The 24,862-nt window shown below is 40.7% G+C and carries 26 protein-coding genes; 2 read left to right on the forward strand and 24 right to left on the reverse strand.

What is annotated here, in order from left to right:
* Positions 1 to 5 precede the first annotated feature (5 nt).
* The 24 genes from EK17_RS07845 to EK17_RS07960 form a co-directional block, all read right to left on the reverse strand.
* Entirely contained in the window at positions 6 to 1,562 is a 1,557-nt protein-coding gene (locus EK17_RS07845; protein ID WP_035589445.1) for an NADH-quinone oxidoreductase subunit M, read from the reverse strand.
* A 15-nt stretch (positions 1,563 to 1,577) separates the two neighbouring features.
* A complete protein-coding gene (gene nuoL / locus EK17_RS07850) occupies positions 1,578 to 3,476 on the reverse strand; it encodes an NADH-quinone oxidoreductase subunit L (protein WP_035589447.1) in 1,899 nt (632 codons plus the stop codon).
* Positions 3,477 to 3,488: 12 nt separating this feature from the next.
* Positions 3,489 to 3,785 (reverse strand): NADH-quinone oxidoreductase subunit NuoK, encoded by a 297-nt coding sequence (nuoK, locus tag EK17_RS07855; protein WP_035589449.1) that lies wholly within the window; start codon positions 3,783 to 3,785, stop codon positions 3,489 to 3,491.
* 10 nt (positions 3,786 to 3,795) lie between these two features.
* Complete coding sequence (locus EK17_RS07860) at positions 3,796 to 4,299, reverse strand: NADH-quinone oxidoreductase subunit J family protein (protein ID WP_198018179.1); 504 nt, start codon at positions 4,297 to 4,299, stop codon at positions 3,796 to 3,798.
* Between the two features lie 5 nt (positions 4,300 to 4,304).
* The gene (locus EK17_RS07865; protein WP_035589451.1) at positions 4,305 to 4,718 is read right to left on the reverse strand and encodes a NuoI/complex I 23 kDa subunit family protein; all 414 of its coding nucleotides are present in this window, start codon (positions 4,716 to 4,718) and stop codon (positions 4,305 to 4,307) included.
* Between the two features lie 9 nt (positions 4,719 to 4,727).
* Positions 4,728 to 5,720 (reverse strand): NADH-quinone oxidoreductase subunit NuoH, encoded by a 993-nt coding sequence (gene nuoH / locus EK17_RS07870; RefSeq protein WP_035589453.1) that lies wholly within the window; start codon positions 5,718 to 5,720, stop codon positions 4,728 to 4,730.
* Positions 5,721 to 5,722: 2 nt separating this feature from the next.
* On the reverse strand, positions 5,723 to 8,068 hold the full coding sequence (locus EK17_RS07875) for a 2Fe-2S iron-sulfur cluster-binding protein (protein WP_035589455.1): 2,346 nt from the start codon (positions 8,066 to 8,068) through the stop codon (positions 5,723 to 5,725).
* A 10-nt stretch (positions 8,069 to 8,078) separates the two neighbouring features.
* Positions 8,079 to 9,275 (reverse strand): NADH dehydrogenase (quinone) subunit D, encoded by a 1,197-nt coding sequence (nuoD, locus tag EK17_RS07880; protein WP_035589457.1) that lies wholly within the window; start codon positions 9,273 to 9,275, stop codon positions 8,079 to 8,081.
* A 12-nt stretch (positions 9,276 to 9,287) separates the two neighbouring features.
* Positions 9,288 to 9,818, reverse strand: coding sequence for an NADH-quinone oxidoreductase subunit C (locus EK17_RS07885; protein ID WP_051904524.1), 531 nt, complete (start codon positions 9,816 to 9,818; stop codon positions 9,288 to 9,290).
* 14 nt (positions 9,819 to 9,832) lie between these two features.
* Positions 9,833 to 10,294 carry an NADH-quinone oxidoreductase subunit B gene (locus EK17_RS07890; protein WP_035589459.1) on the reverse strand — a complete coding sequence of 154 codons (462 nt, stop codon included), beginning with the start codon at positions 10,292 to 10,294 and terminating at the stop codon, positions 9,833 to 9,835.
* Complete coding sequence (locus EK17_RS07895) at positions 10,285 to 10,635, reverse strand: NADH-quinone oxidoreductase subunit A (protein WP_035589461.1); 351 nt, start codon at positions 10,633 to 10,635, stop codon at positions 10,285 to 10,287. The genes EK17_RS07890 and EK17_RS07895 overlap by 10 nt, the downstream gene beginning before the upstream one ends.
* 125 nt (positions 10,636 to 10,760) lie before the next feature.
* Entirely contained in the window at positions 10,761 to 12,173 is a 1,413-nt protein-coding gene (gene gltA / locus EK17_RS07900) for an NADPH-dependent glutamate synthase (protein ID WP_051904525.1), read from the reverse strand.
* Positions 12,173 to 13,015 carry a sulfide/dihydroorotate dehydrogenase-like FAD/NAD-binding protein gene (locus EK17_RS07905; RefSeq protein ID WP_035589463.1) on the reverse strand — a complete coding sequence of 281 codons (843 nt, stop codon included), beginning with the start codon at positions 13,013 to 13,015 and terminating at the stop codon, positions 12,173 to 12,175. Before EK17_RS07905 ends, gltA begins: the two co-directional genes overlap by 1 nt.
* A 39-nt stretch (positions 13,016 to 13,054) precedes the next feature.
* Positions 13,055 to 13,627, reverse strand: coding sequence for a hypothetical protein (locus EK17_RS07910; RefSeq protein WP_035589465.1), 573 nt, complete (start codon positions 13,625 to 13,627; stop codon positions 13,055 to 13,057).
* On the reverse strand, positions 13,611 to 14,279 hold the full coding sequence (locus EK17_RS07915; RefSeq protein WP_035589467.1) for a tetratricopeptide repeat protein: 669 nt from the start codon (positions 14,277 to 14,279) through the stop codon (positions 13,611 to 13,613). Before EK17_RS07915 ends, EK17_RS07910 begins: the two co-directional genes overlap by 17 nt.
* The gene (gene aroB, locus EK17_RS07920; protein WP_051904526.1) at positions 14,260 to 15,330 is read right to left on the reverse strand and encodes a 3-dehydroquinate synthase; all 1,071 of its coding nucleotides are present in this window, start codon (positions 15,328 to 15,330) and stop codon (positions 14,260 to 14,262) included. Before aroB ends, EK17_RS07915 begins: the two co-directional genes overlap by 20 nt.
* Entirely contained in the window at positions 15,306 to 16,361 is a 1,056-nt protein-coding gene (locus tag EK17_RS07925; protein WP_035589469.1) for a type 1 periplasmic-binding domain-containing protein, read from the reverse strand. The genes aroB and EK17_RS07925 overlap by 25 nt, the downstream gene beginning before the upstream one ends.
* Positions 16,358 to 16,987 carry a uracil-DNA glycosylase gene (locus EK17_RS07930; protein ID WP_051904527.1) on the reverse strand — a complete coding sequence of 210 codons (630 nt, stop codon included), beginning with the start codon at positions 16,985 to 16,987 and terminating at the stop codon, positions 16,358 to 16,360. Before EK17_RS07930 ends, EK17_RS07925 begins: the two co-directional genes overlap by 4 nt.
* A complete protein-coding gene (hisG, locus tag EK17_RS07935) occupies positions 16,984 to 17,586 on the reverse strand; it encodes an ATP phosphoribosyltransferase (RefSeq protein WP_035589471.1) in 603 nt (200 codons plus the stop codon). Before hisG ends, EK17_RS07930 begins: the two co-directional genes overlap by 4 nt.
* Positions 17,583 to 18,836, reverse strand: a complete 1,254-nt coding sequence (murA, locus tag EK17_RS07940; protein ID WP_035589473.1) for a UDP-N-acetylglucosamine 1-carboxyvinyltransferase — start codon at positions 18,834 to 18,836, stop codon at positions 17,583 to 17,585. Before murA ends, hisG begins: the two co-directional genes overlap by 4 nt.
* Positions 18,829 to 19,293 (reverse strand): CoA-binding protein, encoded by a 465-nt coding sequence (locus EK17_RS07945; protein ID WP_198018180.1) that lies wholly within the window; start codon positions 19,291 to 19,293, stop codon positions 18,829 to 18,831. Before EK17_RS07945 ends, murA begins: the two co-directional genes overlap by 8 nt.
* 1 nt (position 19,294) lies before the next feature.
* The gene (gene fliN / locus EK17_RS07950; protein ID WP_035589475.1) at positions 19,295 to 20,266 is read right to left on the reverse strand and encodes a flagellar motor switch protein FliN; all 972 of its coding nucleotides are present in this window, start codon (positions 20,264 to 20,266) and stop codon (positions 19,295 to 19,297) included.
* Positions 20,267 to 20,276: 10 nt separating this feature from the next.
* Positions 20,277 to 21,260 carry a flagellar motor switch protein FliM gene (gene fliM / locus EK17_RS07955; RefSeq protein ID WP_035589476.1) on the reverse strand — a complete coding sequence of 328 codons (984 nt, stop codon included), beginning with the start codon at positions 21,258 to 21,260 and terminating at the stop codon, positions 20,277 to 20,279.
* A 2-nt stretch (positions 21,261 to 21,262) separates the two neighbouring features.
* On the reverse strand, positions 21,263 to 22,333 hold the full coding sequence (locus tag EK17_RS07960) for a protein-glutamate methylesterase/protein-glutamine glutaminase (protein ID WP_035589477.1): 1,071 nt from the start codon (positions 22,331 to 22,333) through the stop codon (positions 21,263 to 21,265).
* A gap of 114 nt (positions 22,334 to 22,447) precedes the next feature.
* Here EK17_RS07960 and EK17_RS07965 point away from each other — a divergent pair, with 114 nt between their 5' ends.
* Together EK17_RS07965 and EK17_RS07970 are read left to right on the forward strand one after the other, a co-directional pair.
* On the forward strand, positions 22,448 to 24,439 hold the full coding sequence (locus tag EK17_RS07965) for an aconitate hydratase (protein ID WP_035589478.1): 1,992 nt from the start codon (positions 22,448 to 22,450) through the stop codon (positions 24,437 to 24,439).
* A gap of 16 nt (positions 24,440 to 24,455) precedes the next feature.
* Positions 24,456 to 24,806: a hypothetical protein gene (locus tag EK17_RS07970; protein ID WP_035589479.1), complete on the forward strand. Its 351-nt coding sequence runs from the start codon at positions 24,456 to 24,458 to the stop codon at positions 24,804 to 24,806.
* Positions 24,807 to 24,862: the final 56 nt, after the last annotated feature.

Here is a 24,862-nt window from a genome sequence, read left to right on the forward strand (position 1 = left end):
TCCCCTTATCCTTTTTTAACAACCACTGTTTGATTAACCTTATGTTGAATATTTATGTTGTAGCTGACAGTGGTTCTCTTTGTTTGATTTAAGAGATGCTCAACCGATACCCTCATCCTTGATAGGAATGTATTGGGGTATAAACCTATCCAGAAAACAAAAACAAGTAAAGGCACAAGATAGATCCACTCCCTTATATTCATATCCGGCAAACCAAGGTTCTTTGGGTTTGTAACCTTATTGAAGAATACCCGTTTATACATCGTAAGCATATATACAGCCGAGAAAATACCTCCAAATGCAACGATTATACCATAAACAGGATGTCTCAAAAATGAGCCAAGCAAAATCATAAATTCACCAACAAAACCGTTTGTACCAGGTACGGCAATAGATGAGAGAGTAAATATCATAAAGAATGTTGCAAATACGGGAACCAAAGCTGCAATGCCACCATATTCAGAAATAAGTCTTGTGTGCCTGCGCTCATATACTATTCCCACAACAAGGAACAGGGCGCCTGTCGAAATACCGTGGTTAATCATCTGTAGAATTGAACCCTCAACGCCTGTTTGCGTCAAAACAAACATACCCAACATCGAATAGCCAAGGTGGGAAACCGAAGAATAAGCAACAAGCTTTTTGATATCCGGCTGAACCATTGCAACAAATGCACCATAAAATATACCGATAATAGCTAAAATTATTACAAGAACAGCAAAAGCCTGTGTCATGTCAGGGAACATCGGTAAATTGAATCTTAAAAATCCGTATGTTCCCATCTTCAGCAATATACCAGCAAGCAAAACCGAGCCTGCCGTTGGTGCCTCAACATGTGCCCAGGGCAGCCATGTATGGAATGGCCACATCGGAACCTTGATAGCAAATGCTATGAAGAATGCAAGGAACAACCACAACTGTAGATGATGTGGCAATGGTTGATTCATAAGCTGCACCATGTCGGAGGTGTAAACACCTGTGTATTTATGGTGCAGGAAGTATAAAGCCATTATTGCTACCATCATCAAAACACTACCTGCAAATGTGTAGAGGAAGAACTTCATCGTTGCAAATACCCTGTTTGGTCCACCCCATATACCGATCATCATATACATCGGTATAAGCTGAACCTCCCAGAAGACATAGAAGAGAAACATATCAAGTGAAATAAAGACACCTAACATGCCTGTCTGCATAAGCAGTATGGTTATATTAAATAACTTAACCTTCTTATCAATAGCCTTCCATGTTGATAGCTGTGCAAGTGGTGTTAAAAATGTTGTCAAAAGCACCAAAAATAAACTTATGCCATCAACACCCACATAGTACTGAAAACCCAGTGATTTAATCCACGGTACGCGTTCCACAAACTGCATATGATATGTTGTTGGATCAAAGTAGAAAAATAGAGGCAATGAAATTAGAAAATCAAGCACAAGTACACCAAAGGTTACATAGCGTATCAAGTTTTCATTCTTCTCGTTGATCAAAGCAACTAAAAATGCTCCAACCAATGGAAGAAAGGTTATTGTCGTTAAGATCGGAAAATGCAGCTGATTCATAAGCCCAACTCCTTACTACATAATTTTAAGCAGGTACCAGCCACTTAACAGAAAGATCCCGAGACTGATCCAGTATGCATAGTTTGACACAAAACCGGTTTGAAGCAATCTCAAACCTTTACCAACTCTACCTGCAATCCAGCCAGAGCCATCTACCATTCCCTTATCTATCACAACAACATCAACAATCTTCCACAAAACATTTGTTGAAACCCACCAGAACGGTTTAACAATACAGCAATATACAAACTCATCAACATAGTACGTATTGGCAAGCAATGTATAGATTGGCCTGAACATACTTGCAATCTTTTCTGCAGTGATGACCTTTTTGATATATATCAGCCAGGCTGTAAATATTCCTGCCAAACCCATGGTTACAGATATACCCATTAGCAAAGCCTCAGAGTAGTGAGCCTCATGTGCAACCTCTGTTGTGGGTGCAGTGTGTGTTACAAACCACTCAAACGGAATATGGCCTGCGTACTGTATACCTACCCAGCCGCCAATTATAGAGAGAATACCAAGCACCCACATAGGTAGGGTCATAACAGCTGGGGCTTCATGTGTATGCAATTCATGGTACAATCCCTCAACCTTTTCCTCGCCGTAGAAAACAGTAAACACAAATCTGAACATATAGAAGGCTGTCATAAAGGCTGTCACTTCACCAACAATCCAGATAATTGGATGACCCATCTCAAGGGCTGATGCAAGAATGGCATCTTTTGAGAAAAATCCAGCAAAAGGCGGAATACCAGAAATTGCAAGTGATGCTATGACCATCAAGATTGCAGTCTGAGGCATATATTTTTTCAGATTGCCCATCAAATCTATGGAGAGCAATCCCCTCATCGAGTGCATCACTGCACCTGCTCCAAGAAAGAGCAAGCCTTTAAAGAATGCATGTGTCATAAGGTGGAACATACCTGTCCAGTAGGCTCCAACACCAACACCTATAAACATGTATCCAAGCTGAGATAGTGTGGAGTATGCAAGAATCCTTTTTATATCTTTATGCGTCAATGCCATTGTTGCTGCATAGAAGGCTGTAAACGCACCAACACTTGCCACAACCTCCTGAGCAACCGGTGTAAGTGAATATATAGCATTGGATCTTGCAACCATGTAAACACCTGCTGTAACCATTGTTGCTGCATGAATCAACGATGAAACAGGTGTTGGACCTTCCATTGCATCTGTAAGCCAGATATACAATGGAAACTGAGCGGACTTTCCAACTGCACCCAAAAATAGTGCAAGGCCTATAACCGTCGCGGCAGTTGATCCGTATCCCAGAACCTCTTCAGCTCTCGGGAAAATATTTGAATATGTGAGGCTGCCGAAATGGTAGATTAAAAACAACATACCGATAATGAAACCGGCATCACCTATCCTGTTTACAACAAATGCCTTCTCACCTGCATCAGCAGCTGAGCTTTTCTCATACCAGAAACCGATCAACAGATAGGATGCCAGACCAACACCTTCCCAACCCACAAACATCAAGGCGTAGTTGTTGCCCAGAACAAGAATCAGCATCGCAGTAACAAATAGGTTGAGATAGGCAAAATACCTTGCATAACCCTTATCCCCCTTCATATAGCCGTTTGAGTAGATATGAATCATCCAGGAGACAAAGGTTACAACAAACAGCATAACAGCTGACACATAGTCTACTCTCAAACCAAAGGGTATCGCTACACCTTTAAAGGGCAACCATGTGTAGTAGGTGTATTCAACTATATGCCCTTTTAAAACGGAAATAATGGGAAACAATCCCAATAAAAATGAAATTCCCAAAGCAGATGCAGCTATAACACCAGCAATCGGCTTTGTCCATTTGCCAAATATACCGTTGATTAAAAAGCCTATCAGCGGTGTTAAAATGATAAATAACAGTATTACCTTCATCGCTTTCCCCTCTCACTTTCTTAAGATTGAGAAGTCGTTCACATCCACGCTCTTTTTTGATTTATACATCATCACTGCAATAGCCAGGCCTATAGCCGTCTCAGATGCAGCAACCGCAGCCACAAATATAAACATCACCTGACCTGAAACATTACCCAAATAGTAAGACATTGTAATAAGCAGCAATCCCGCACCGTTTATCATCACCTCAAGCGACATCAATACAATCATAAAGTTACGCCTGATCATAACGCCTGTGGCGCCAATGGCTATTAGCAGTGCAGATACAATCAAATATTCGCTAAACATATCAACCCCCTTACTTTATCTCCCTTTTTGTCAGAACAACAGCGCCAAGCAGTGCAACAAGGAGGATTATCGCTGTAACTTCAAAGGGGAATAGGTAGTGTTTAAACAAAATTTCACCTATCATCTTTGTATTGGAGCCGTCCATCGTGAGATTTTTGCCAGCATTGGCAAGGTCAATTTTTACCTTTATTGCCAGATAAGCAAGATCCAACAGCAATCCAGCACCGATTAGAGCAGGAAAGTATGCATGAGAATTAAATCTCTTAAGACCTTCGATGGTTCGCCTATCCATGACCATCATAGTTAGCATTATCATAACGGCGATGGCTCCAGCATATACAATAATCTGCAGCATAGCATTAAACTGTGCATGCAGCATAACAAACAGCCCAGCAATGCCAAAGAATGTCAACACCATCCACAGAGCCGCCCGATATGGGTTTTTGCTCAACACAACCCCTAAAGCCGAACCAACCGTTATAAGTGCGATAATGTAAAATACAATTGCTTCCATAACCATCACCCTTCTTTACTTTTTAGAAGTTGCTCTTTTGTATAAACAAACTTCTCCCTATCATACTCAGAAAGCTCATACTTATCTGTCATACTCAATGCAAGCTCAGGACACACCTCAACACACAAGCCGCAAAACAAACACCTGCCTAAGTCGATCTCATATTCGGCAGCGTTTTTCGTGTGATCATCATTCTCAACAGGTGTAATTTTTATACATTTCGAAGGACAAACCCTTTCACACAAGCCGCAGTCGATACACTTAATCTTTTCAGAGCCTTCAAATTTCTCAAGTGCATGCAGCCATCTTCCCCTTTCGGGCACCTCAAGCCTTTCATCGGGGTACTGACAGGTAACTGCATGTGTAAACAGATATTTTATCGTAACCGATAAACCTTTTCTTAAATCATTAAACAACATGGCATCCTCCTAAAACACCGGTAAGCCTACTGTTAAAGCAAAGCCTGTCCAGAGTATATTTAGAATCATAAGAGGTAGTAGAGCCTTCCATGCGATATCCATTAACTGGTCGTATCTGTATCGTGGGAATGTGCCCCAGAACCATGTGAACATAAATATAAACGCTAAAACCTTAATCCAGTACCAGACAAACCCCGGTAGTATGGGTCCGTTCCAGCCACCCAAGAACATTATTACTGCAAGAGCAGATACAACGAAGATTGTGACATACTGGCCAAAGAAAAACATACCCATTTTCAAACCAGAAAACTCTGTCATATGACCAGCAACCAACTCTGGCTCAGCCTCAGGTAAGTCAAACGGCACCCTTGCACATGCAGCAATCATTGCAATAACAAAAGCTACAAAAGCAAAGGGTTGATAGAATACAAACCAGAGATGCTTTTGAGCTGCTACTATTTCGTTAATATCAAGAGAATGCGCCATTAAGATCGGGTTCAGTAAAGCTAAAGCTAAAATTGCCTCATAACTGACAACCTGCGCTGCTTCTCTTTGCGAACCTGTGAATGAATATTTGTTTCCGCCTGATGCGATACCAGCCGTTAGAACACCAAAAGAGGCAAGCCCAAGCATCGCAAGTATAAACAGTATATCGACTTTGGAATGGAATACGCTTAAATAAAATACCTTTCCGCCTGAAAGGTGAATCGGAGGACCAAATGGAATTGCTATAGCAGCAGCAAACGGTAGTGTAGCAGCAATTGCAGGAGCAAGCCAGAAAAGTAGCTTATCAGCACGCTCTGGAATTACATCCTCCTTCCAAAACGATTTAATTGTATCTGCGATAGGCTGTAGCAATCCATGCCAGCCAACCCTTTTTGGTCCTATTCGCTGCTGCATATGACCTATAACCTTTCTTTCATACCATGTCGCATACATAACATATACACTAAGAACTGTCACAACAACTATCAGTTTAATGATTGCTATCAATACTTCCATGGCTACTCACCCTTCGTTATTTTTGCACTGAATAGGTTATTTAACGAACCGGCTACATTGAAGCCGTTTAAACCATCATACCACAATGTCACACCTGCAACGCCCTCGGGTTGAGCCTCATCAACTCTAACAACAGCTTCAATGGAACCTTCACCTGAAACTGTTACCCTATCACCTGTTGATACACCCAGCTTTTCTGCATCTGTCTTGCTCAACTCAACCCAGCCCTCAGGTGATGCAATCGATGCTCCATCGCCAAATGATGAGAATATGCCGCTTCTAAACTTGGAGTAGATAAGTGCACCCTTAAACTCTTCAGCAAATTCAAAACTGCTGTTGGATGTAGAGACAAAGCTTTCAACAGAGGGCTGAATAGCAAACTCTCCCTTTAAAGCCTCCTGCACTTTACCCATTCCAAGTTTTGTACCCAATTTTTCAGCCATTTCAACAAGCAATTGATATGCTGTCTCAAAACCCTCATCAATTGCCTTCGAAACCCTGTTTAGCTTACCCTCAATATTGATGTAATGCCCATCAGTTGCAGCAAAAGTTGTAGTGGGCAAGACAACAGCTGCTTTTGAGGTCATTCTACTTGGATAACTATCAAACAAAATAATATTGGCTTTTGAGGATATTTCATCAACATCGCTATCGCTAAAAAGCGTATGAAGGTCTGCATTCATCAAGATCAATGTCTTAACAGAGCCATCCAAAACCTTTTCTTTTAGATCATAGATATTGAAAACCCTCTCTGTCTTTTTGCCAAACAAACCAAAACCATTTGTTAAACCGCTAAAGATAGCTCCATATGCGTTGTTGTATTTACTTGAAACATACAGTCTTACTTTATCCTTTACCAGCATAAGCAGATTGCTTATAGCCTTTGCAATTTCATCTCCAAATGGTCTTTCTAACGCCTCCTGACCCACTACAAAAGCAACCTTCTTTGCTGAACTTATAAGTTCCAAAGTCTCCTGAGCAATCTCATAACCACCGTCTTCAACAGGTATATCAACACCCAGGGCTTTCGACAGATTTGCCGCAAGGGAGTTTAAAAACTTAAGTTCATCGCCAACTGCATACCTCAAAGGATTGCTGCCCAGGGTATCTATCTTCGTATCGCGCCAGTATGCTGTAATCAGTTTTGAAACACCCAGCAGCTTAACATTTCTTGTTATCTGCCAGTCGAGTCTGGGCATCTCGTTTGCAAAATCGCCACCGAAGGCAAAAATCAGATCGCAATCCTCCATATCCCTTATGTTGTTAAACGCTGCTACACCCTCGGGAAGAACGCTGTATAGCTTTGCAATGTGGGTTGAGGCAAATGAGTCAACATTGTTGGATTTAACGACATCATCAAGGAAAAATCTTAACATAAGCTGATCTTCAACAGTCTCTCTACCACCACAAATAGCAGCGATGTTTTCCGGTTTTGTTGAAGATATTAACTTTACAGCCTTATCGAGAGCCGATTCTTTTGTTGTCTGGCGTCCATTGACATAGTAATCAGAAAGTCTCCTATCAATCACAGAATAGTTAAACCTTCCAAGATTACAGAGGTTTGCCAGATTTGGTGTATCATCTTTAGAGGTAACCCTTAAAACCTTATTATCCTTTACATTCAAGTCCATCTGACATCCCGATGCACAAAACTGACATGTGGTGGGAACTTTCTCCATCTCCCAGGGGCGTGCTTTGTATTTAAACAGCTTTGAGCTCATAGCGCCTGTCGGGCAGATGCTTACGCACTGTCCGCAGAACTCACATTCAAGCGGTTTGCCATCTTTTGTGTCAACCTCTCTACCACCCCACTCTTTCTTAACCATTGCCAGAATACCAAAATTGACAACCTTATCGCAGATAGTTACGCATCTTCTACACTGGATACATAGATTTGCATCGTGATGGATAATTCGCCACTCATGATGAATGCTTCTGTTGGGAACGCTTAATGGATCAGCCTCCTCTTCAAGTGGGTTTTCTGTGATATTTAATTCATAATTGATATCCTGTAGATCACATTCACCACTTTTATCGCAGACACCACACTGCAATGGGTGGAATTTATCCCACTCCCAAACGATCTTTTTTCTCTGCTCAATAACCTTTTCGCTATCTGTCAAAACCTCCATGCCATCTTTAACCTTAAAAGCGCAGGACAGCATCGGTTTTTTCATTCCCACTATCTCAACAGCACAGATCCTACAAGCACCGATTGCGCCAAATCTGTCTGAGTAGCAGATAGCGGGTATATAAACGCCGTTTCTTCTTGCTACATCAAGGATGGTTTCGCCTTTTTTTGCCTCATACTCTTTGCCATTAATCTTTATTTTTACAGTATCCGCCATTTTGCACCCCTTATCTATCGCATTCGCCAAACACGAAGTCAAGACTACCGATTACCGAGATAATATCCGCTATCAAACCGCCCTTAACCATCTTTGGCATAGCAGAGATATTGATAAACGACGGCGAGCGGATCTTTAATCTGTATGGCTTACCTTCACCTGTTGAGTAGATGTAGAATCCAAGTTCACCTTTGGGGTTTTCAGCGCCAAAGTAAACCTCACCAGCAGGTGCCTTTATACCCTTAACAACTTTTACAAAATGTTTCATTAAGGCGTAATTGTTCATCATAAGGCGCTCTTTGGGCTCCCAGACATACTCAGGCTTATCTATCATTGCTGGACCATCTGGGATTTTCTCAATACACTGCTCAAGTATCTTGTTTGACTGAACCATCTCATCCATTCTCACAAGGTAGCGTGCATAAACATCACCTTCATCATACACAGGGATCTCAAAATCAAGCTCAGGGTAAACAAGATAGGGCATGTCGCGCCTTAGATCCCAATCAACACCGCTACCCCTCGTGCATGGTCCAGCTATACCGTAGTTGATTGCATCCTCTTTTGAAATATAACCAACATCCTTTGTCCTTTTAAGCCAGATTCTATTTTTGGTAAGGAGCGTGTGATACTCCTTAACCTTCTTTGGAAATAGCTTAACAAACTCTTTAAGCTTATCCATAAAACCATCGGGCAGGTCTCTTGCAACACCACCAATTCTTATGTAGTTGTATGTGAGCCTATTACCGCATGCCATCTCATACATATCAAGTATATATTCCCTCTCCCTGAAGCAGTAGAGGAAAACCGTCATAGCACCAATATCAAGGGCATGGGTAGCAAGCCAGACAAGATGCGATGCAATCCTTCCAAGCTCAGCCATAATAACCCTGATATACTGAGCTCTTTCAGGAATCTCTTTATCTATTCCTAAAAGCTTCTCCACCGCCATTGCATAGGCAAGGTTGTTGTTCATGGCAGCAAGGTAATCCAGCCTATCTGTATAGGGGTTAAACTGCTGATAGGTCATGTTTTCGGCAAGTTTCTCTATACCCCTATGCAAAAAACCTACCTGGGGGTCGGAGTCTACAATCCTCTCACCATCCAGCTTTACCACATACCTCAAAACGCCATGTGTGGCTGGATGTTGCGGACCAACATTGATTATAACCTCTCTTTCATTATTAACCCTGTAAGTTTCATTCATAATCCGATCTCCTTAAGGCATCCTTGTGTGTCTTGGCTTTTTGAGTTGACCCTCTGGGAGGTGCTTATCAAGCCAGACATCATCCTCTGGCCTACCCTTAAGAGGATAATCCTTTCTTAATGGATGCCCCTCCCAGTCCTCTGGCATCAATACTCTCCTCAAATCTGGATGGTTGTTAAATGTGATGCCAAACATATCGTAGATTTCCCTTTCATCCCAGTCAGCAGAATGCCATATGTCGCATACGCTATCTACAGGCTCATCTTCCTTTGTTCTTGTTTTAACACGCATTATCATCTTGTAATCAAGGGACCTTAGCTCATAGACAAGGTAAAATCTTTCACCCCTATCGGGGAAATCTACCGCCGTAGCAAGAACAAGATAGTCAAATTTTAGCTCTGGATCATCGTGCAAAAACTGCATCAATTCGTGCAACTTTTCTTTTTTTACAGTTACCGATAACTCATCTCTAAAAGTATCATGCTCTATAATCCATTCGCCAAACCTGGCATTGATCTTCTCAAACAACTCCTCGTTAGTCATAAGACTCTCCTTTTTTAGGCTTTCATTGAGCCTTCTCTTCTGATCTTCTCCTGAAGCTTCATAATACCGAATAGCAGACCTTCAGGTCTTGGCGGGCATCCTGGCACATAAACATCTACAGGCATAACTGTATCAACACCCTGAACAACACTGTAGGTGTCAAACATGCCACCGGTGTTTGCGCAGGAACCCATTGAGATAACCCATTTTGGATGGGGCATCTGGTCATAAACCTTTCTTGCTGCAATAGCCATCTTTTTTGTTAGTGTTCCTGCAATAATCATAATATCTGAATGTCTGGGAGATGCCCTGAAAACAACACCAAACCTGTCAAGGTCGAATCGGGAGGCTCCTGTTGCCATCATCTCAATAGCACAGCAGGCAAGTCCAAATGTCATAGGCCATAGCGATGAATATCTCGCCCAGCTTACAAGCTTGTCAAGCTTTGTCGTAATCCAAGGATTCTCTACTCCCATTCTAATGCTCCTTTCTTGTAAGCATAAATCCAGCCCACAAAAACCATTACAACAAACAAACCCATCTCAATAACACCTAAAACGCCAAGCCCCTTAAAATCAACAGCCCACGGATACATGAATATCGCCTCTATATCAAACAAAGTAAACATAATTGCAATGATATAGAAGCGTATATTCATGTGGTGCAGTTCACTCAGCATCGGATAACCGCACTCGTAGAGGTCAAACTTTTCCTCGTAATACTCCTTAGGGGCTAAATACTTAGAAACCGCCAGCATAGCAAAGAAAATAACAAAGAGGATAATGACGGATATAAAAGCAATCAACCAGTTAGTCATACTCCGACCCCCTTTAACACATTACTTTCCTACATTTCGCCCAATTTTACATCAAATAGAACTTATGTCAATAATAAACCAACAACAAAAAACCAAAAGCGGCAGACCAAACTGCCGCCTATTTTTTAAGCCTTAGAAAGCGTCTCGTGTATCGATTTTGCCGCTTTTTTGCCAGCTCCAACAGCTAAAATAACTGTAGCTGCACCTGTAACAATGTCTCCACCTGCCCACACCTTTGGATGCGTGGTCTTACCTGTTTCCTCATCTGCTATAAAATAACCCCATTTATTTGTCTCAACGCCCGTGGCGCTTCTTGCTACAATGGGGTTTGCATTCTGACCGATGGCAATAATCACATTGTCAACATCCATTACAAAGTTTGAACCCTCAATCGGTACAGGTCTTCTTCTGCCAGACTCATCTGGCTCGCCAAGTTCCATTCTTACACATTCAAGCCCTTTAACATTACCGTTTTCATCGCCAATAACCCTTACAGGGTTTGTTAAAAGCTCAAATCTAATGCCTTCTGCTTCGGCATGCTCTATCTCTTCAGCCCTTGCAGGCATCTCTGCTCTACTTCTTCTGTAAACTATAATCGCCTCCTCAGCTCCAAGCCTCTTTGCCGTTCTTACAGCATCCATGGCAACATTGCCGCCACCTATCACAACAACACGCTTACCTACATTAATCGGTGTATCGTAGTTAGGAAAATCAAACGCCCTCATAAGATTGGAGCGGGTTAAAAATTCACTTGCAGAATACACGCCGTTTAGGTTCTCTCCAGGAATTCCCAAAAATGATGGAGCACCTGCACCGTTTGCTAAAAATACAGCATCATACTCCTCAACAAGCTCATCAACCGTTTTTATATAACCAATTACATAATCCGTTAAAATCTTTACACCCAATTTTTTAATCTGATCCACTTCGTATTGAACAATAGCTTTTGGCAATCTGAACTCAGGAATTCCATAAACCAAAACACCACCGGGCTTATGCAAAGCCTCAAAGATCGTTACATCATAGCCCAATTTTGCAAGATCTGCCGCACATGCCAATCCTGCCGGTCCAGAACCCACTATTGCCACTTTTTTATTTGTTTTTTCAGCTCTTACATCTTCATCTGTGATGCCTTTTTCTCGTGCCCAGTCTGCAACAAACCTCTCAAGCCTTCCAATAGCGATCGGTTTACCCTTCTTATTCATTACACAGGCACCTTCACACTGCTCTTCCTGAGGACATACCCTACCACACACGGCAGGCAAAGCATTCGTAATCTTAATCTCTCTAAATGCAGCCTCTACATCTTCATCAAGAATTTTATCTATAAATTGAGGCACATGAACATCTGCAGGACATCCCTCAACGCAGGGGGCAGGATTACACTGAAGACACCTTTGAGCCTCTTTTATCGCCTCCTCAAAGCTATATCCAAAAGGAACCTCATCAAAATTTTTTATTCTTTCTTTAGGGTCCTGCTCCTTCATAGGAACCCTATCTCTTTTAAACTTCTCAGCAGGTCTTAATCTCTCAGCCATTATGCTATACCCTCCTTTGACTTATAAAGCTCAAGAGCTTTCCTTTCAAGCTCAGCATACTGTCTTTGCCTTGCCATAAGCTCATCAAAATCTACCTCTGCGCCATTAAACTCCGGTCCATCTACGCAGGCAAATTTTGTTTTACCGCCAACGGTTACCCTGCAGGCACCACACATTCCAGTCCCATCAACCATTATAGGGTTCAGAGAAACGATTATTGGAGCATTGAATTTCTTTGCCGATTCAACACATGCCTTCATCATGATTGGAGGACCAATTGCCCATATCATCTTGATGTTGTCGCCCTCTGTTGCAAGCAACTCCTCAAGAACAAGATTGACAAAACCCTTTTTGCCCTTACTGCCATCATCGGTTGCAATCAGTAACTCTGTGGATGCTTCTTTAAGCTTGTCTTCCATAATCAGCAAATCGGCTGTTTTTGCACCGATGATAGAGATTACATGATTGCCCATCTCTTTAAGCTTTTTTGCAATTGGATGAATCGGTGCTATTCCGATACCACCACCAACCATCACTACCTTGCCATCAAACTTTTCAACCTCTGAGGGCATACCAAGTGGACCAACGAACGAGAATAACTCTTCAGACTCATTCATTCTTGAAAGTTCAAGCGTACTTTTACCAACAACCTGAAAAACGATCTGAACCCATCCCTCATCCGCATCACTATCCGCAATTGTAAGGGGGATTCTTTCTCCATGCTCTTTGGGGATCAGGATGATAAACTGACCCGGTTTTGCAGCTTTTGCCACATCCTTTGCATCAATAAGCATGGAGAAAATCGTATCACTCCACTGCTCCTTTTTGAGTATCTTTGCCATCAAAACCTCCCAACAACCTTTATTTTCTATAAAATCGCTTTAAAATTTAAAAACCAAACTCCCCAAAAACGACGAGATTACAAACTCCTTTTTTCTACAATTATTTTTCTTAAATTTAACAATATACTGTTTACTCCACCGCTCATCCTTCAAAGAATAAAGCCAGCTACTTCTAAAATCGTTTTTATCGATCAACTCGATCGATTCAGGTCTTTGTATATTGCCGCATTCAGAAATATAAACAATCCAGAATGAGTTCTTCTTATCCAGATTATTTAGATTAAGATCAGGTGTATAAAATGCAAGGTAATAAATATCATATTTATCAAATTCATCAATATATTGCCTGAATTTTTTTACAAAGAGATTCTCTTTAGATAGTGATTTTAAGTATTCTTCAAAGAGTTTTTTATTGAAATGCGTAACAGTGGCTTTCGCTATGGTTGAAAAATCCCTATAAAGCGTCTTAGATTGGGTATGGGCTTGAAGGTGCTCTAAATAAATGGATTTATAGCTTCTAAAACCCAGTGAGGCAAGTTTTTGTTGCAGGGCACAGCCGCTTACTGCAAAAACTACAAGAAAAAAAATCAAAAAACTAATCTTCTTTTTCATTCTCATCCTCTACAAGTAGTCTATTTAAAGCTTCTTTTGCCTCTTCATTATCGGGCTCTTTTTTCAAAATCTTTTTATAAACATCTATGGCATCCTCTATATACCCCTGCTTTTCATACAGCTTTGCAAGTGTAATCGTAGCTTCCTCTTCCTCTTCAGTCTCTTCTGCTTCCTCAAGCTCAATCTTTGGTATGTCTGACTCACTATCCATCTCTTCTACGATTTTTTCAACATCCTCCTCAGGCGGCTGCACCATCTGACTCAATTTCAAAAGCTTATCCTTATATTGCTCTTTTTCTTCTATTTTGAGCAACTTTTCATAAACATCCACCGCTTCTTTTGTCTTGCCCAGATGCTCATAGCTTTCAGCTAAAAGCTCAAGTGCTTTTATATTGGTTTTTTGAATATTTGCAGCCGTTTCAAGATAGGCAACAGCCGCATCGTAATTACCCTCTTCTATAAGAATTCTGCCAATCAAAACCAAAGCCAGAGCGTATCTGGGGTATCTTTGTAAACCATCTATCAAAATCTGATATGCCTTATCGTTTTGTTTTGATTTAAAGTAAAGCAAGGCAAGCGGATAAAAATATACGCTCTCTGACTTATTTTTGTTGTAGTAAACCTCCAAACGCTCAATCAGCCTTTTGTGCATCTATAGCCTCAATAACCTCACTTTTTACTATCGCCTGCGAGATTATAGAACTGCCTATCCCCCTTGTCAAGACAAAATGCAATCTCATATCTCTGTTTTTCTTATCGTTTAGCATAATTTCAAACATTCTCTCTGAAGAAATATTACTATCAATTTTGGTGGGTAGGTGTAGTTTTTTAAGTAGAGCTTCCACTCTACCTATTGTGGATTCTTCAATCAAACCTTTATTTAAAGACAACCTTAAAGCCATCAAAATACCTATTGCTACAGCCTCCCCGTGGAGATAAACCTTATAATCAGTAATGCTTTCTATTGCATGGGCAAATGTATGGCCTAAATTCAAAATCGCCCTTCTTGATGACTCCTTCTCATCATCCTCAACAACTTCCACTTTATCCTTTATGCTCTTTTCTATAATCAATCTCAAAACACCTGTTTCTTTATTTTTAATCTCTTTGATATGTTCCTCAATATAATCAAACAGATCGCTATCCATAATAATGCCGTATTTTATAACCTCAGCGAAAGCTGAAAAATACTCCCTGCCAGGAAGTGTCTTTAAAAAATTCACATCGACAAAAACCGCATCGGGCTGATAGAAACTACCGATTATATTTTTATAACCGCCGTAGTTTATGGCTGTTTTTCCTCCGATTGAGCTATCCACCATTGCAAGAAGCGATGTTGGGATATGAATCAAACCCATACCACGCATATAACTGCTTGCTGCAAAACCAGCAATATCACCAACCACTCCACCACCGACACCTACAAGATAACTGCTTCTGTCTGCCCTGTTTTTAAGCAAAAAGTCATAAATTTCAAAAAGGGTTTTGTAGTTTTTGCTCTCCTCACCTGCCTCAAACACGCACACTTCAGTAGAAAATTTCTCAAAAACAGAACTTTTATATAGCCTGTATAAATTTGAATCTGTAACAAAGAAACAGCGCCTATCTTTTAAATTTTCATAGATAAAATCAAACCCCTCATTTATGTAAACCGGATATGGCTTTGATGTTTTAACATCTATCTTGATAATTCTTTGTGACATCGCCTCACCTGTCTGTAATTTACAAATTTATATGTCATGACAGACCAGTTTCTATCATCAAAAAACAACAATCTACCTATAAGCATATTTCTGTCGGTGTAGTTATCTATTTTCCCTCCAGATAGATAGAAGTTTATAAATTTGCCAATATCATGGCCAAGCGCTGAAGCAAAAGTTGGATCTGCAAAGTATGTTTGTCTATAATTTTCAACAAAATTGTTATTATCACACAAATAATACGGCGTTACAAAACCAAAGTGTCTGATGGCGCTTCTTCTTAATTTTAACAAATCGCTATCAACCTCCTCATCCACAGACAATACATCTTCCGGGTAGATATCGTAATAATCCAAAAGGTTTAAGATCTGAACAACAACCTTTTGAGGGGCAAAAATAATCAGTGTGTCTATATGATTGGTGTATCTAAACACCCTTCCCCTTGTAATACCTGCAACCTTTTTAACCTCCTCTACGCCAAAAAAATCCTTAATGAAACTATCTATAAGGTTTATAAATGAAGGTATAGCCTCAACATACTCTGCCTCTTTGTTGCAATACGACAGTGAACTTAAAAAAATATCCCTCTCTTTTTTGTATAGTTTTCCAAAAGAGTAAAACACAGCAATTCTGCCACTATTGATAGAGCATACCTTCTCTGAAAGCTGTCTTGCTGCTGCAAGCGGATCGTAACCGTAAAAGACAACATTACCGCATACCTTTTTCGGTTTGTAAAACGGCAGAATAACAAGTATATTTTTATTGCATAGCTGATCTATCACAGCTTTTGCTGCTTGCTCAAAAAACGGTCCAACAACAACATAGCTTTTTTTTCTTTCCAAAACCTTTGTCAGATTATCGTTTGAGTTTGCTGTCTCTATAGTTAACTGGCTATTTAAAGATAGCTTCAAACCATCTAAAAGCTGTTCTGCATAGCCGTTGAATGAGCCACCAAACGGTGCAATATAGAGTATATCAGCACCATAGCTGTTTATCGCAAAAAGAAGAATTATTATTGCAATTAACTTCCTCATTGCTCCAACAACGACTTAATTTTCTTTAAATCATCAAGAAAAATATCGATTGCCTTGGGGTTTCTTAAAAGGTAGGCTGGATGATACAAAGGCACAACAGCTATACCGTGATAATCAAACACCCTGCCACGCAGCATACCCAAAGCCGCCTTCTGATTTGTTAGCTCATAAGTTGAGTATCTGCCCAGTGTTGCAATAACCTTAGGTTTTATAAGCTCAATTTGCTTTTTTAAAAATCCAAAACAGGCTACAAGCTCATCCGGCAAAGGGTCTCTGTTTGCAGGCGGTCTGCATTTTAAACAGTTGGCTATATAGATATCGTTTTTATCTATACCCACATCATCTAAAAGCTGACGCAGTAGTTTGCCCGCTCTTCCTACAAACGGCCTTCCCTGTATATCCTCATCTTTTCCTGGCGCCTCACCAACAAACATCAGGCTTGCATCAAAACTTCCCTCACCAAATACCGTTTTGGTTTTTGTTTTATAAAGCTCACATCTCCTACAATGTTCAGCTTCCTGTTTGAGCTGCCTAAAAATATCCTCCTTTGTGTGTATATTTATGCTCCTCATATATTCAACACCCAAACCCTTATAAAATGTAAGTATATCGATAATCGATTTCATTTTAACAGTTCAATGAATTGTGATATCTCTTCGTTTTTGGTATAGAAGGCAACCCGATTTGATACCAAAACAGCTGTGGATTCAAAGATCTCCTCAACCACCTTAAGGCCGTTTTCCTTAAGCGTCCTGCCTGTTGAAACAATATCCACTATACAGTCTGCAATACCAAGCAGTGGGGCAAGCTCAATCGAACCGTATAGTTTTATAATTTCGGCATTGAGTCTTTTCTGAGCAAAAAACCTCTTTGCTATATTAACAAACTTTGTAGCTACCCTTATTGTGCTGTTTTTCTTAAAACACTCTGTATCTTTTGCTGCCACAACCATTCTGCAGTAGCCGATACTTAAATCAACAAGCTCAAACAGATCGCTTGCGTTTTCGTTTAACACATCCCTGCCCACCACGCCCAAATCTGCTGCGTTTCGTTCAACATAAGTGGGCACATCCTGAGCACGCACAATAAGAAATCTATAATTGGACGAGCTATCGTAGAAATAAAGCCTCCTTGATGTGGGTATCTCAACATTAATTGAGGCTTTTGAGAAAACCTCTATGGTTTCCTCCATCAATCTGCCCTTTGGCAGTGCTATGGTTATCACTCTTTTTCTCTCCTTATTACAGCCCCAAGGTTTGAAAGTTTTTCCTCAAGCTTTTCATATCCTCTATCGAGATGGTAAATCCTTAAGACCTCTGTTTTGCCCTCTGCTGCCAATCCCGCAATAACAAGGCTTGCCGATGCCCTCAAATCGGTGGCCATCACAGTAGCCCCAACAAATCTATCAACACCGTTTACAACAGCCTCATTGCCTGAGATTACGATATTAGCACCAAGCCTGTTGAGCTCTGCTGCATGCATAAAGCGGTTTTCAAATATAGTCTCCTTAATAATGCTGCTACCATCCGCCAACGACAATACCGCCATAAATTGAGCCTGCATATCTGTTGGAAAGCCTGGATAAACAGCCGTGCTGATTATTGTAGGTTTTATTGTTTTGCCCCCAACAACTGCCACATCCTTATCGATAATTTCAATCTTTCCACCAATCTCCTTAAACTTATCAACTATGGCATCCATTGCATAAATCGGCATACCTTTGATGGTTACCTCAGATGATGTAGCTAAAGCAGCAACCATCAAAGTGCCAGCCTCAATTCTATCGTTCATTACGGTATATTCAACACCGCTAAGCTTATCTACCCCATCTATTCTAATGATTGAGTCACCTATACCATCTATCTTTGCACCCATCATAATCAGCATTTTAGCAAGGTCAACAACCTCTGGCTCTTTGGCTGCATTTTTCATGACCGTTTCTCCATCTGCTAAAGTTGCCGCCATCATAAGATTCTCTGTGCCTGTAACAGATGGAATATCAAAGTAGATACTACCGCCTTTGAGTTTTTTTGCTGTAGAAACAATATAGCCGTTTTCGATTTTTACATCCGCAGATAGAGCCCTAAGGCCATCTATATGAAAGTTTACAGGCCTTACACCGATGGCGCATCCCCCAGGCAGGGAAACCTCAGCATTATGCAGTCTTGCCATCAAAGGACCAAGGACAAGAATGGAGGCTCTCATTGTTTTTACAAGCTCATACGGCGCTTTATTTGAGTCTAAATTGGAGCAGTTTATCACAATAGTTTTATCTTCCCTTTTACATCTACACCCAAGTTCAACAAGCAGCTTGCACATCGTGGCAATATCTTTAAGGTCTGGCACATTGTGCAAAATAACATCTTCTGTTGTTAGAATTGCTGCAGCCATCATGGGCAGAGAGGCGTTTTTTGAGCCGCTAACGGTAACCTCTCCTTTTAGTGAATTTGGTCCTTCTATAACGAATTTATCCATTGAGCCTATCTTTATATCGAATAAGAGCTTTTTTTAAGCAGTAATCCATAATAACAATCAAGCCAGCTTCTGATGCTATTTTGTAAGCTTCTTCGGATACCACACCCTCCTGTAGCCACAACGCCTTTGCGCCAATTTTAACTGCTTTTTTTGCTATTTCTTCGGCATATTCGCTTCTTCTGAAAACATCCACAACATCAACGGGCTGATCTATCTTTTCTAAATCTGCATAGCATTTCAGACCAAATATCTCTTTAACAGCAGGTCTAACGGGGATTATGTTATAACCGTTCTGGAGCAAAAATTTTGCAACATCATAGCTGGGTCTGTTGGGTTTTGGGCTTAAACCCACCACAGCTATGTTTTTCATCTTTAAAATTTCTATAATAGCTTTCTCCTGCCCTTTAGTAGGATTGCCAAAATCCACCCTGCATGTTGCAATATTCATAATCTCCATATCAACCACCCAATGATTTTATTCTTTGCTCTTTTGTCTGAATTTTTGTTATTTTGACACCAAATTTTCCACCAACCACAACAACCACACCCTGGGCTACAACCTTGCCATTTACAAGTATATCCATCGGCTCCTCTATATTTTTATCAAGCTCAATAATAGAACCATCCTTTAGATCAAGGATATCCTTTATCAGCATCTGCTTTTCCCCGATGCGTATCTTGACCTCAAGGTCTATATCCATTATTAGGTCTAAATTTTTGGCAGAAACAGAAACCTCTGCTGGTGCAGGAGTTTCTTTGGGCTGCTCTACAACTGTTGCTTCCTCTACATCACTAAAGGGCACCTCTTGAGGCTCTTCTTCTTGTGTTTCCTCTTTTTTAAAAATATCATCCATCAAAGACTTATCAGCGCAGATCTCAATTGTTCCATCCTCTATATTTGGCAGGGCTATATCGTATTGAGCACAATAGTAGTTATCCTGGCTAAATTCACCAACCTCAAGTGATGCATCCTTAACAGCAAACTCCAAAACCACGGGAATCTGTTCTTTTACAACGGTTGATAGATTGCCAAAAACCTGAGAGAAAAGCTCCTTGAGAGCATCTAAATCCTCATCGGTTAACTCATCTTTTGCCTCACCCGGCCCCATAAGCATCAGATCCGAAAGAATTGAGGCAAATCGCTTATCAATCAAAGCTACAAGCAAAACACTTTTATCTTCACTGGATAGTTCTATATTTACAGAAATCTTATTCTCAGTAGCTATATCGTCTTTATTAGAAAGTTTTAAGTCGATAAACTTGGATACAACCTCAAGCGAAAAGGCGGTTTTTAAAACCTCCTCCAAAGAGGCATTCAATAAATCAAATAGCTTCTTGGCTGTTTCATTAACCTGATTATCTGCATTATCAGACTCGTCTGTGCCACCAAACAGCTGATCAATCTCATCCTGAGAAAGCTCATCAGCCATAGCAAACCCCTTAAGTTAAAATTTTAAGAATCTTAACCGCCTTATTCTCTCCCTTTTTGCCAAGCATCACCTTAAATTTATCAACGCCGTTTAAATAGGCATCAAGCTCATCTGTGGTTTTCTTATCCAAGATAAGTAAATCCCCTTCGGATAGCTCCAAAAAATCCACTACTTTCATAACGGTAGAGCCCAATCTAAAGTCAATATCAACAAGCACCTCTTTTAAAACCCTTGCGATATCTTCCGTTCTATCCTCTGAAGCTTTCTTTGAGCGAGCAAGTATATCATGTGTGCCGATTTTACTCAATACAGGCTCAAGTACAATAACAGGTAAACACCAATTGATAATTCCGCTTGCCTCACCAAGTTTAACCTCAAAAACAACCAAAACAACAATTTCTGAAGGTGCCACAATCTGCACGACATTGGGGCTTGACTCCTGAGAAACCACCTCAAATGAGATATCCATTATCGGCTCCCAGGCTACCCTCATCTCTTCCATAGCTTGCTTTACAACATCAAGCAGGATGCTTTGCTCAATATCTGTAAACATACGGTTGAGATTGTTAGACTCACCCGTTCCACCAAGCAGTCTATCGACAAGTGCGAAGCCTATATCTGGCTCTAAAGAAAAAACACCGTTTCCATCAAGCGGAGCAAGACTAATAACATTGAAACTAACATTATTTGATAAAGAAAGCACAAATTCCGCATAGGTCATCTGATCTACGCTGACCACCTCTATCTCAACAATGGAGCGCAAAAATGCAGACAGCTTACTGGAAAAATTCCGTGAAAATTTATCATGGAGGTTTTTTATAGCCCTGATCTGCTCTTTTGATACCTTATCGGGCCGCTTGAAATCATAAAGGGAGATCTTTTTGGGCTCTACAATCTCTTCTACAGTTTCTTCGGGGGTCTCTTCAACAAGCTCATCTTTATCTAAATTGGTTAAAAGCGCATCTATCTCTTCCTGAGATAGGATTTCAGGCATCTTTATCTACCCAATACAATTTTTGATATGGTTGATGCAATCTCATCCAGCGGCACAACAAAATCTGCAAGTCCTGTTTGAGTGGGTTTTCTTGGCATACCCCACACAACACAGCTATCCTTATCCTGAGCTATTATAACTCCACCTTTTTGCTTTACAAGCTGCAACCCCTTAAAACCATCATCACCCATTCCCGTCATAATAACACATAATGCTTTATCGCCAAAGGTTTCTGCAACAGAGCTAAACATCACATCGGCATTGGGAGTATAAATTGTTTTGGGTTTATCTGAGACCTTAACAAGATAACGTGAGCCGCTTTTTTGAGCTGTCATCTGCATGCCACCAGGTGCAAGATAGCCCTGATTTATTTTAAGCTCTTCACCATCCTCTGCCTCTTTAACCTTTATCTTTGAAACCTTACTCAAAGAGTTTGCAAACACACCGGTAAAGGTTTTAGGCATATGCTGAACAATCATTACAGGCACACCAAGCAAAGGCAGACCGCTAAAGACCTTCTCAAGCGCCACAGGTCCACCGGTTGATGCTGCAATTGCAACAACCTTAATGTTCATTTTTTCTAATTTTCTCTTCTGAGTAGGGGCTGGTTTTGCCTCTTCCTGAGCTTTTGCAGTTGTAACCTTACCCCTTAAAGCTCGCCCTTTAATACGAGAATCCTTAGCTGCAACAATTTTATCTATAAGAAGTTGCCTTGCCTCTTTTGCCGTAGTTTTAAATGAAAGCACATCCTGCTTGGATATATAATCAACGGCACCAAGCCGCAAAGCCTCCAATGTCTCCTTTGCTCCATCTTTTGTTAAACTACTAACCATTACAACAGGTGTAGGATGTTCTTTCATTATTATTTTTAAAGCCTCAAGGCCGTTGAGTCTGGGCATCTCTATGTCAAGTGTAACAACATCCGGATTTAGAGCCTTTACTTTCTCTATAGCCTCCTGACCGTCTTTCGCTGTATCGATAACCTCTATTTTCCCAGATTCTTCTAAAATACGTGTCAAATATTTTCTTGATATAAGTGAGTCATCTACAACCAAAACCTTTATCTTTTCCATTGCTACCCCCTAAAAAACCAAAAAACTTTTGCTTTTTACTGTCTAAAATGATATAAGTTTCACGGCTAAAAAGCAAACAAAATTTAAAATTTACTATTTAGTAGGAGGTTTACGATGGGTCTAACCGTTGCACAAAAGATTTTGAAAGAGCATCTTGTGGATGGTGATCTCTTCAGCGGTGATGAAATAGGCATCAAAATAGATCAAACCCTCACACAAGATGCTACAGGTACGATGGCTGATCTGCAGTTTGAGCAGATGGGTGTGGACAGGGTTAAAACAGAGGTGTCGGTCAGCTACATCGATCACAAAACCATTCAGATGGGTTTTGAGGATGCTGATGACCACACCTACCTTCAGACATTTGCAAAAAAGTACGGACTCTATCTATCAAAAGCTGGAAACGGTATCTGCCATCAGGTTCACATCGAAAGGGTAGGAAGACCAGGTAAAACACTACTTGGTTCGGATTCCCACACACCAACCGGTGGCGGTATTGGTATGATCGCTATCGGTGCAGGCGGACTCGATGTAGCTGCAGCTATGGCTGGTATGCCATTTTATCTGCCAAGACCAAAGATTTTGGGTGTAAAGCTTACAGGCAAACTCAGACCGTGGGTTTCTGCAAAGGATGTTATTTTAAAACTCCTTCAAATTCTTTCAACAAAAGGTAATGTTGGCTGGATCGTAGAGTATTTTGGAGATGGCGTAAAAACTCTGACAGTGCCAGAAAGAGGCACAATCACAAACATGGGGGCTGAGCTTGGCGTTACAACAAGCGTTTTCCCATCCGATGAACAGACAAAGAGATTCCTTGAGGCTCAGGGTAGAGGTGATCAGTGGATTCCACTTGAGGCAGACAGCGATGCCAATTACGACAGAGTTATTGAGATTAATCTAAGCGAACTTGAGCCGATGATTGCTCAACCTCACAACCCTGACAATGTTGTAACTGTAAGGGAGATCGAGGGAACACCTGTTGATCAGGTTATGATCGGAAGCTGTACAAACTCATCCTACAAGGATGGTAAAACAGTTGCTGAGATAGTAAAGGGAAGGGTTACAAATCCCAATGTCAGCTGCGGTTATGCACCGGGTTCAAAACAGGTTCTAAGGATGCTTGCTGATGAGGGTGAACTTTCCCATATTGTTGCAGCAGGATTTAGAATACTTGAGTCTGCATGCGGCTTCTGTATAGGCGCTGGTCAGGCTCCACGAAACAACGCTGTCTCTATTAGAACAAACAACAGAAACTTCTACGGCAGAAGCGGCACGGTTACTGCTAAAATTTACCTCGTTTCACCAGAAACTGCAGCAGCATGTGCTTTAACAGGCGTTATCACAGACCCAAGAGATCTTGAAACAAAATTCGGCATCAAATATCCGCATGTGGATATTCCAGAAAAATTCACAATTGATGACAGCATGCTTCTTCCACCTGCAGATCCTCAGGAAGCTAAAACCATTCAACTCTACAAAGGTCCAAACATTGTTGATCCACCAAGCGGAGAGCCTCTACCAAAGGATATAATCGGCCAGATAACAGGAAAATTTGGCGACAAGATTACAACAGACGATATTATGCCTGCAGGTGATTTATTAAAATACAGATCCAATGTGCCAAAATACGCTGAATATGTTTTTGTAAAAAGGGATCCAACATTTGCCAAGAGATGTCTTGAAAATAAAAAGATGGGCATCCACAACATCATAGTGGGTGGCGACAACTACGGTCAGGGTTCATCAAGAGAGCATGCTGCTTTATGTCCAATGTATTTAGGTGTCAAAGTTGTTGTAGCAAAAGCCATTGAAAGAATCCACAGGGCAAACCTCATTAACTTCGGTATAGTGCCTTTGATATTCAAGAACCCAGATGATTACGACAAAATCGACCAAAACGACAGAATCAAGATTCCAGATATAAGAAAAGCACTAATAAACGATACAAAAGAGGTTCTGCTTATAGATGAAACAAAGAACATCTCAATACCGTTGACCTACAACTTAACAGAGCGCGAAAGAAAAACACTGCTTGCTGGCGGCAAGATGAGATTGGCAAAGGATTTCTCTGGCAAGAGTTTCAAAGAAATCAATTTTAGTGAATAAAAAGGAGGATATTGAAATGAAAAAGATCCTGTTTTATGTTGTAGAAAATCCGGATGAAACAATGAAGATGTATCATCTGTTTTTAAACATCAAGGATCTAAGGGGCAATGGATACGATGTAAAAGTGATTTTAGAAGGCGATGCAACAAAGGTTCCACTAAAGATGGCAGATAGCTCTCACCCTTTAAATGAGCTTTACAAGGCTGCAAAACCTGCTATCACAGCTGTATGCAGGGGTTGTGCAATTGCTACAGGCAGCCTTGAAGCAGCAGAAAAGGAAGGCTTACCTATTATCGGTGACCTTGAAAATCATGTATCTGTAGTTAAATATTTAGATGATGGGTATCAGTTGATCGTTGTAGGCTAAATTTTAAGCAAAAAAACAAAAAGCCGCCTTTTTAAAGGCGGCTTTTTTTATTGCCT

The sequence above is a fragment of the Hippea jasoniae genome (genome assembly GCF_000744435.1).
Classification (GTDB): Bacteria; Campylobacterota_A; Desulfurellia; order Desulfurellales; family Hippeaceae; genus Hippea; species Hippea jasoniae.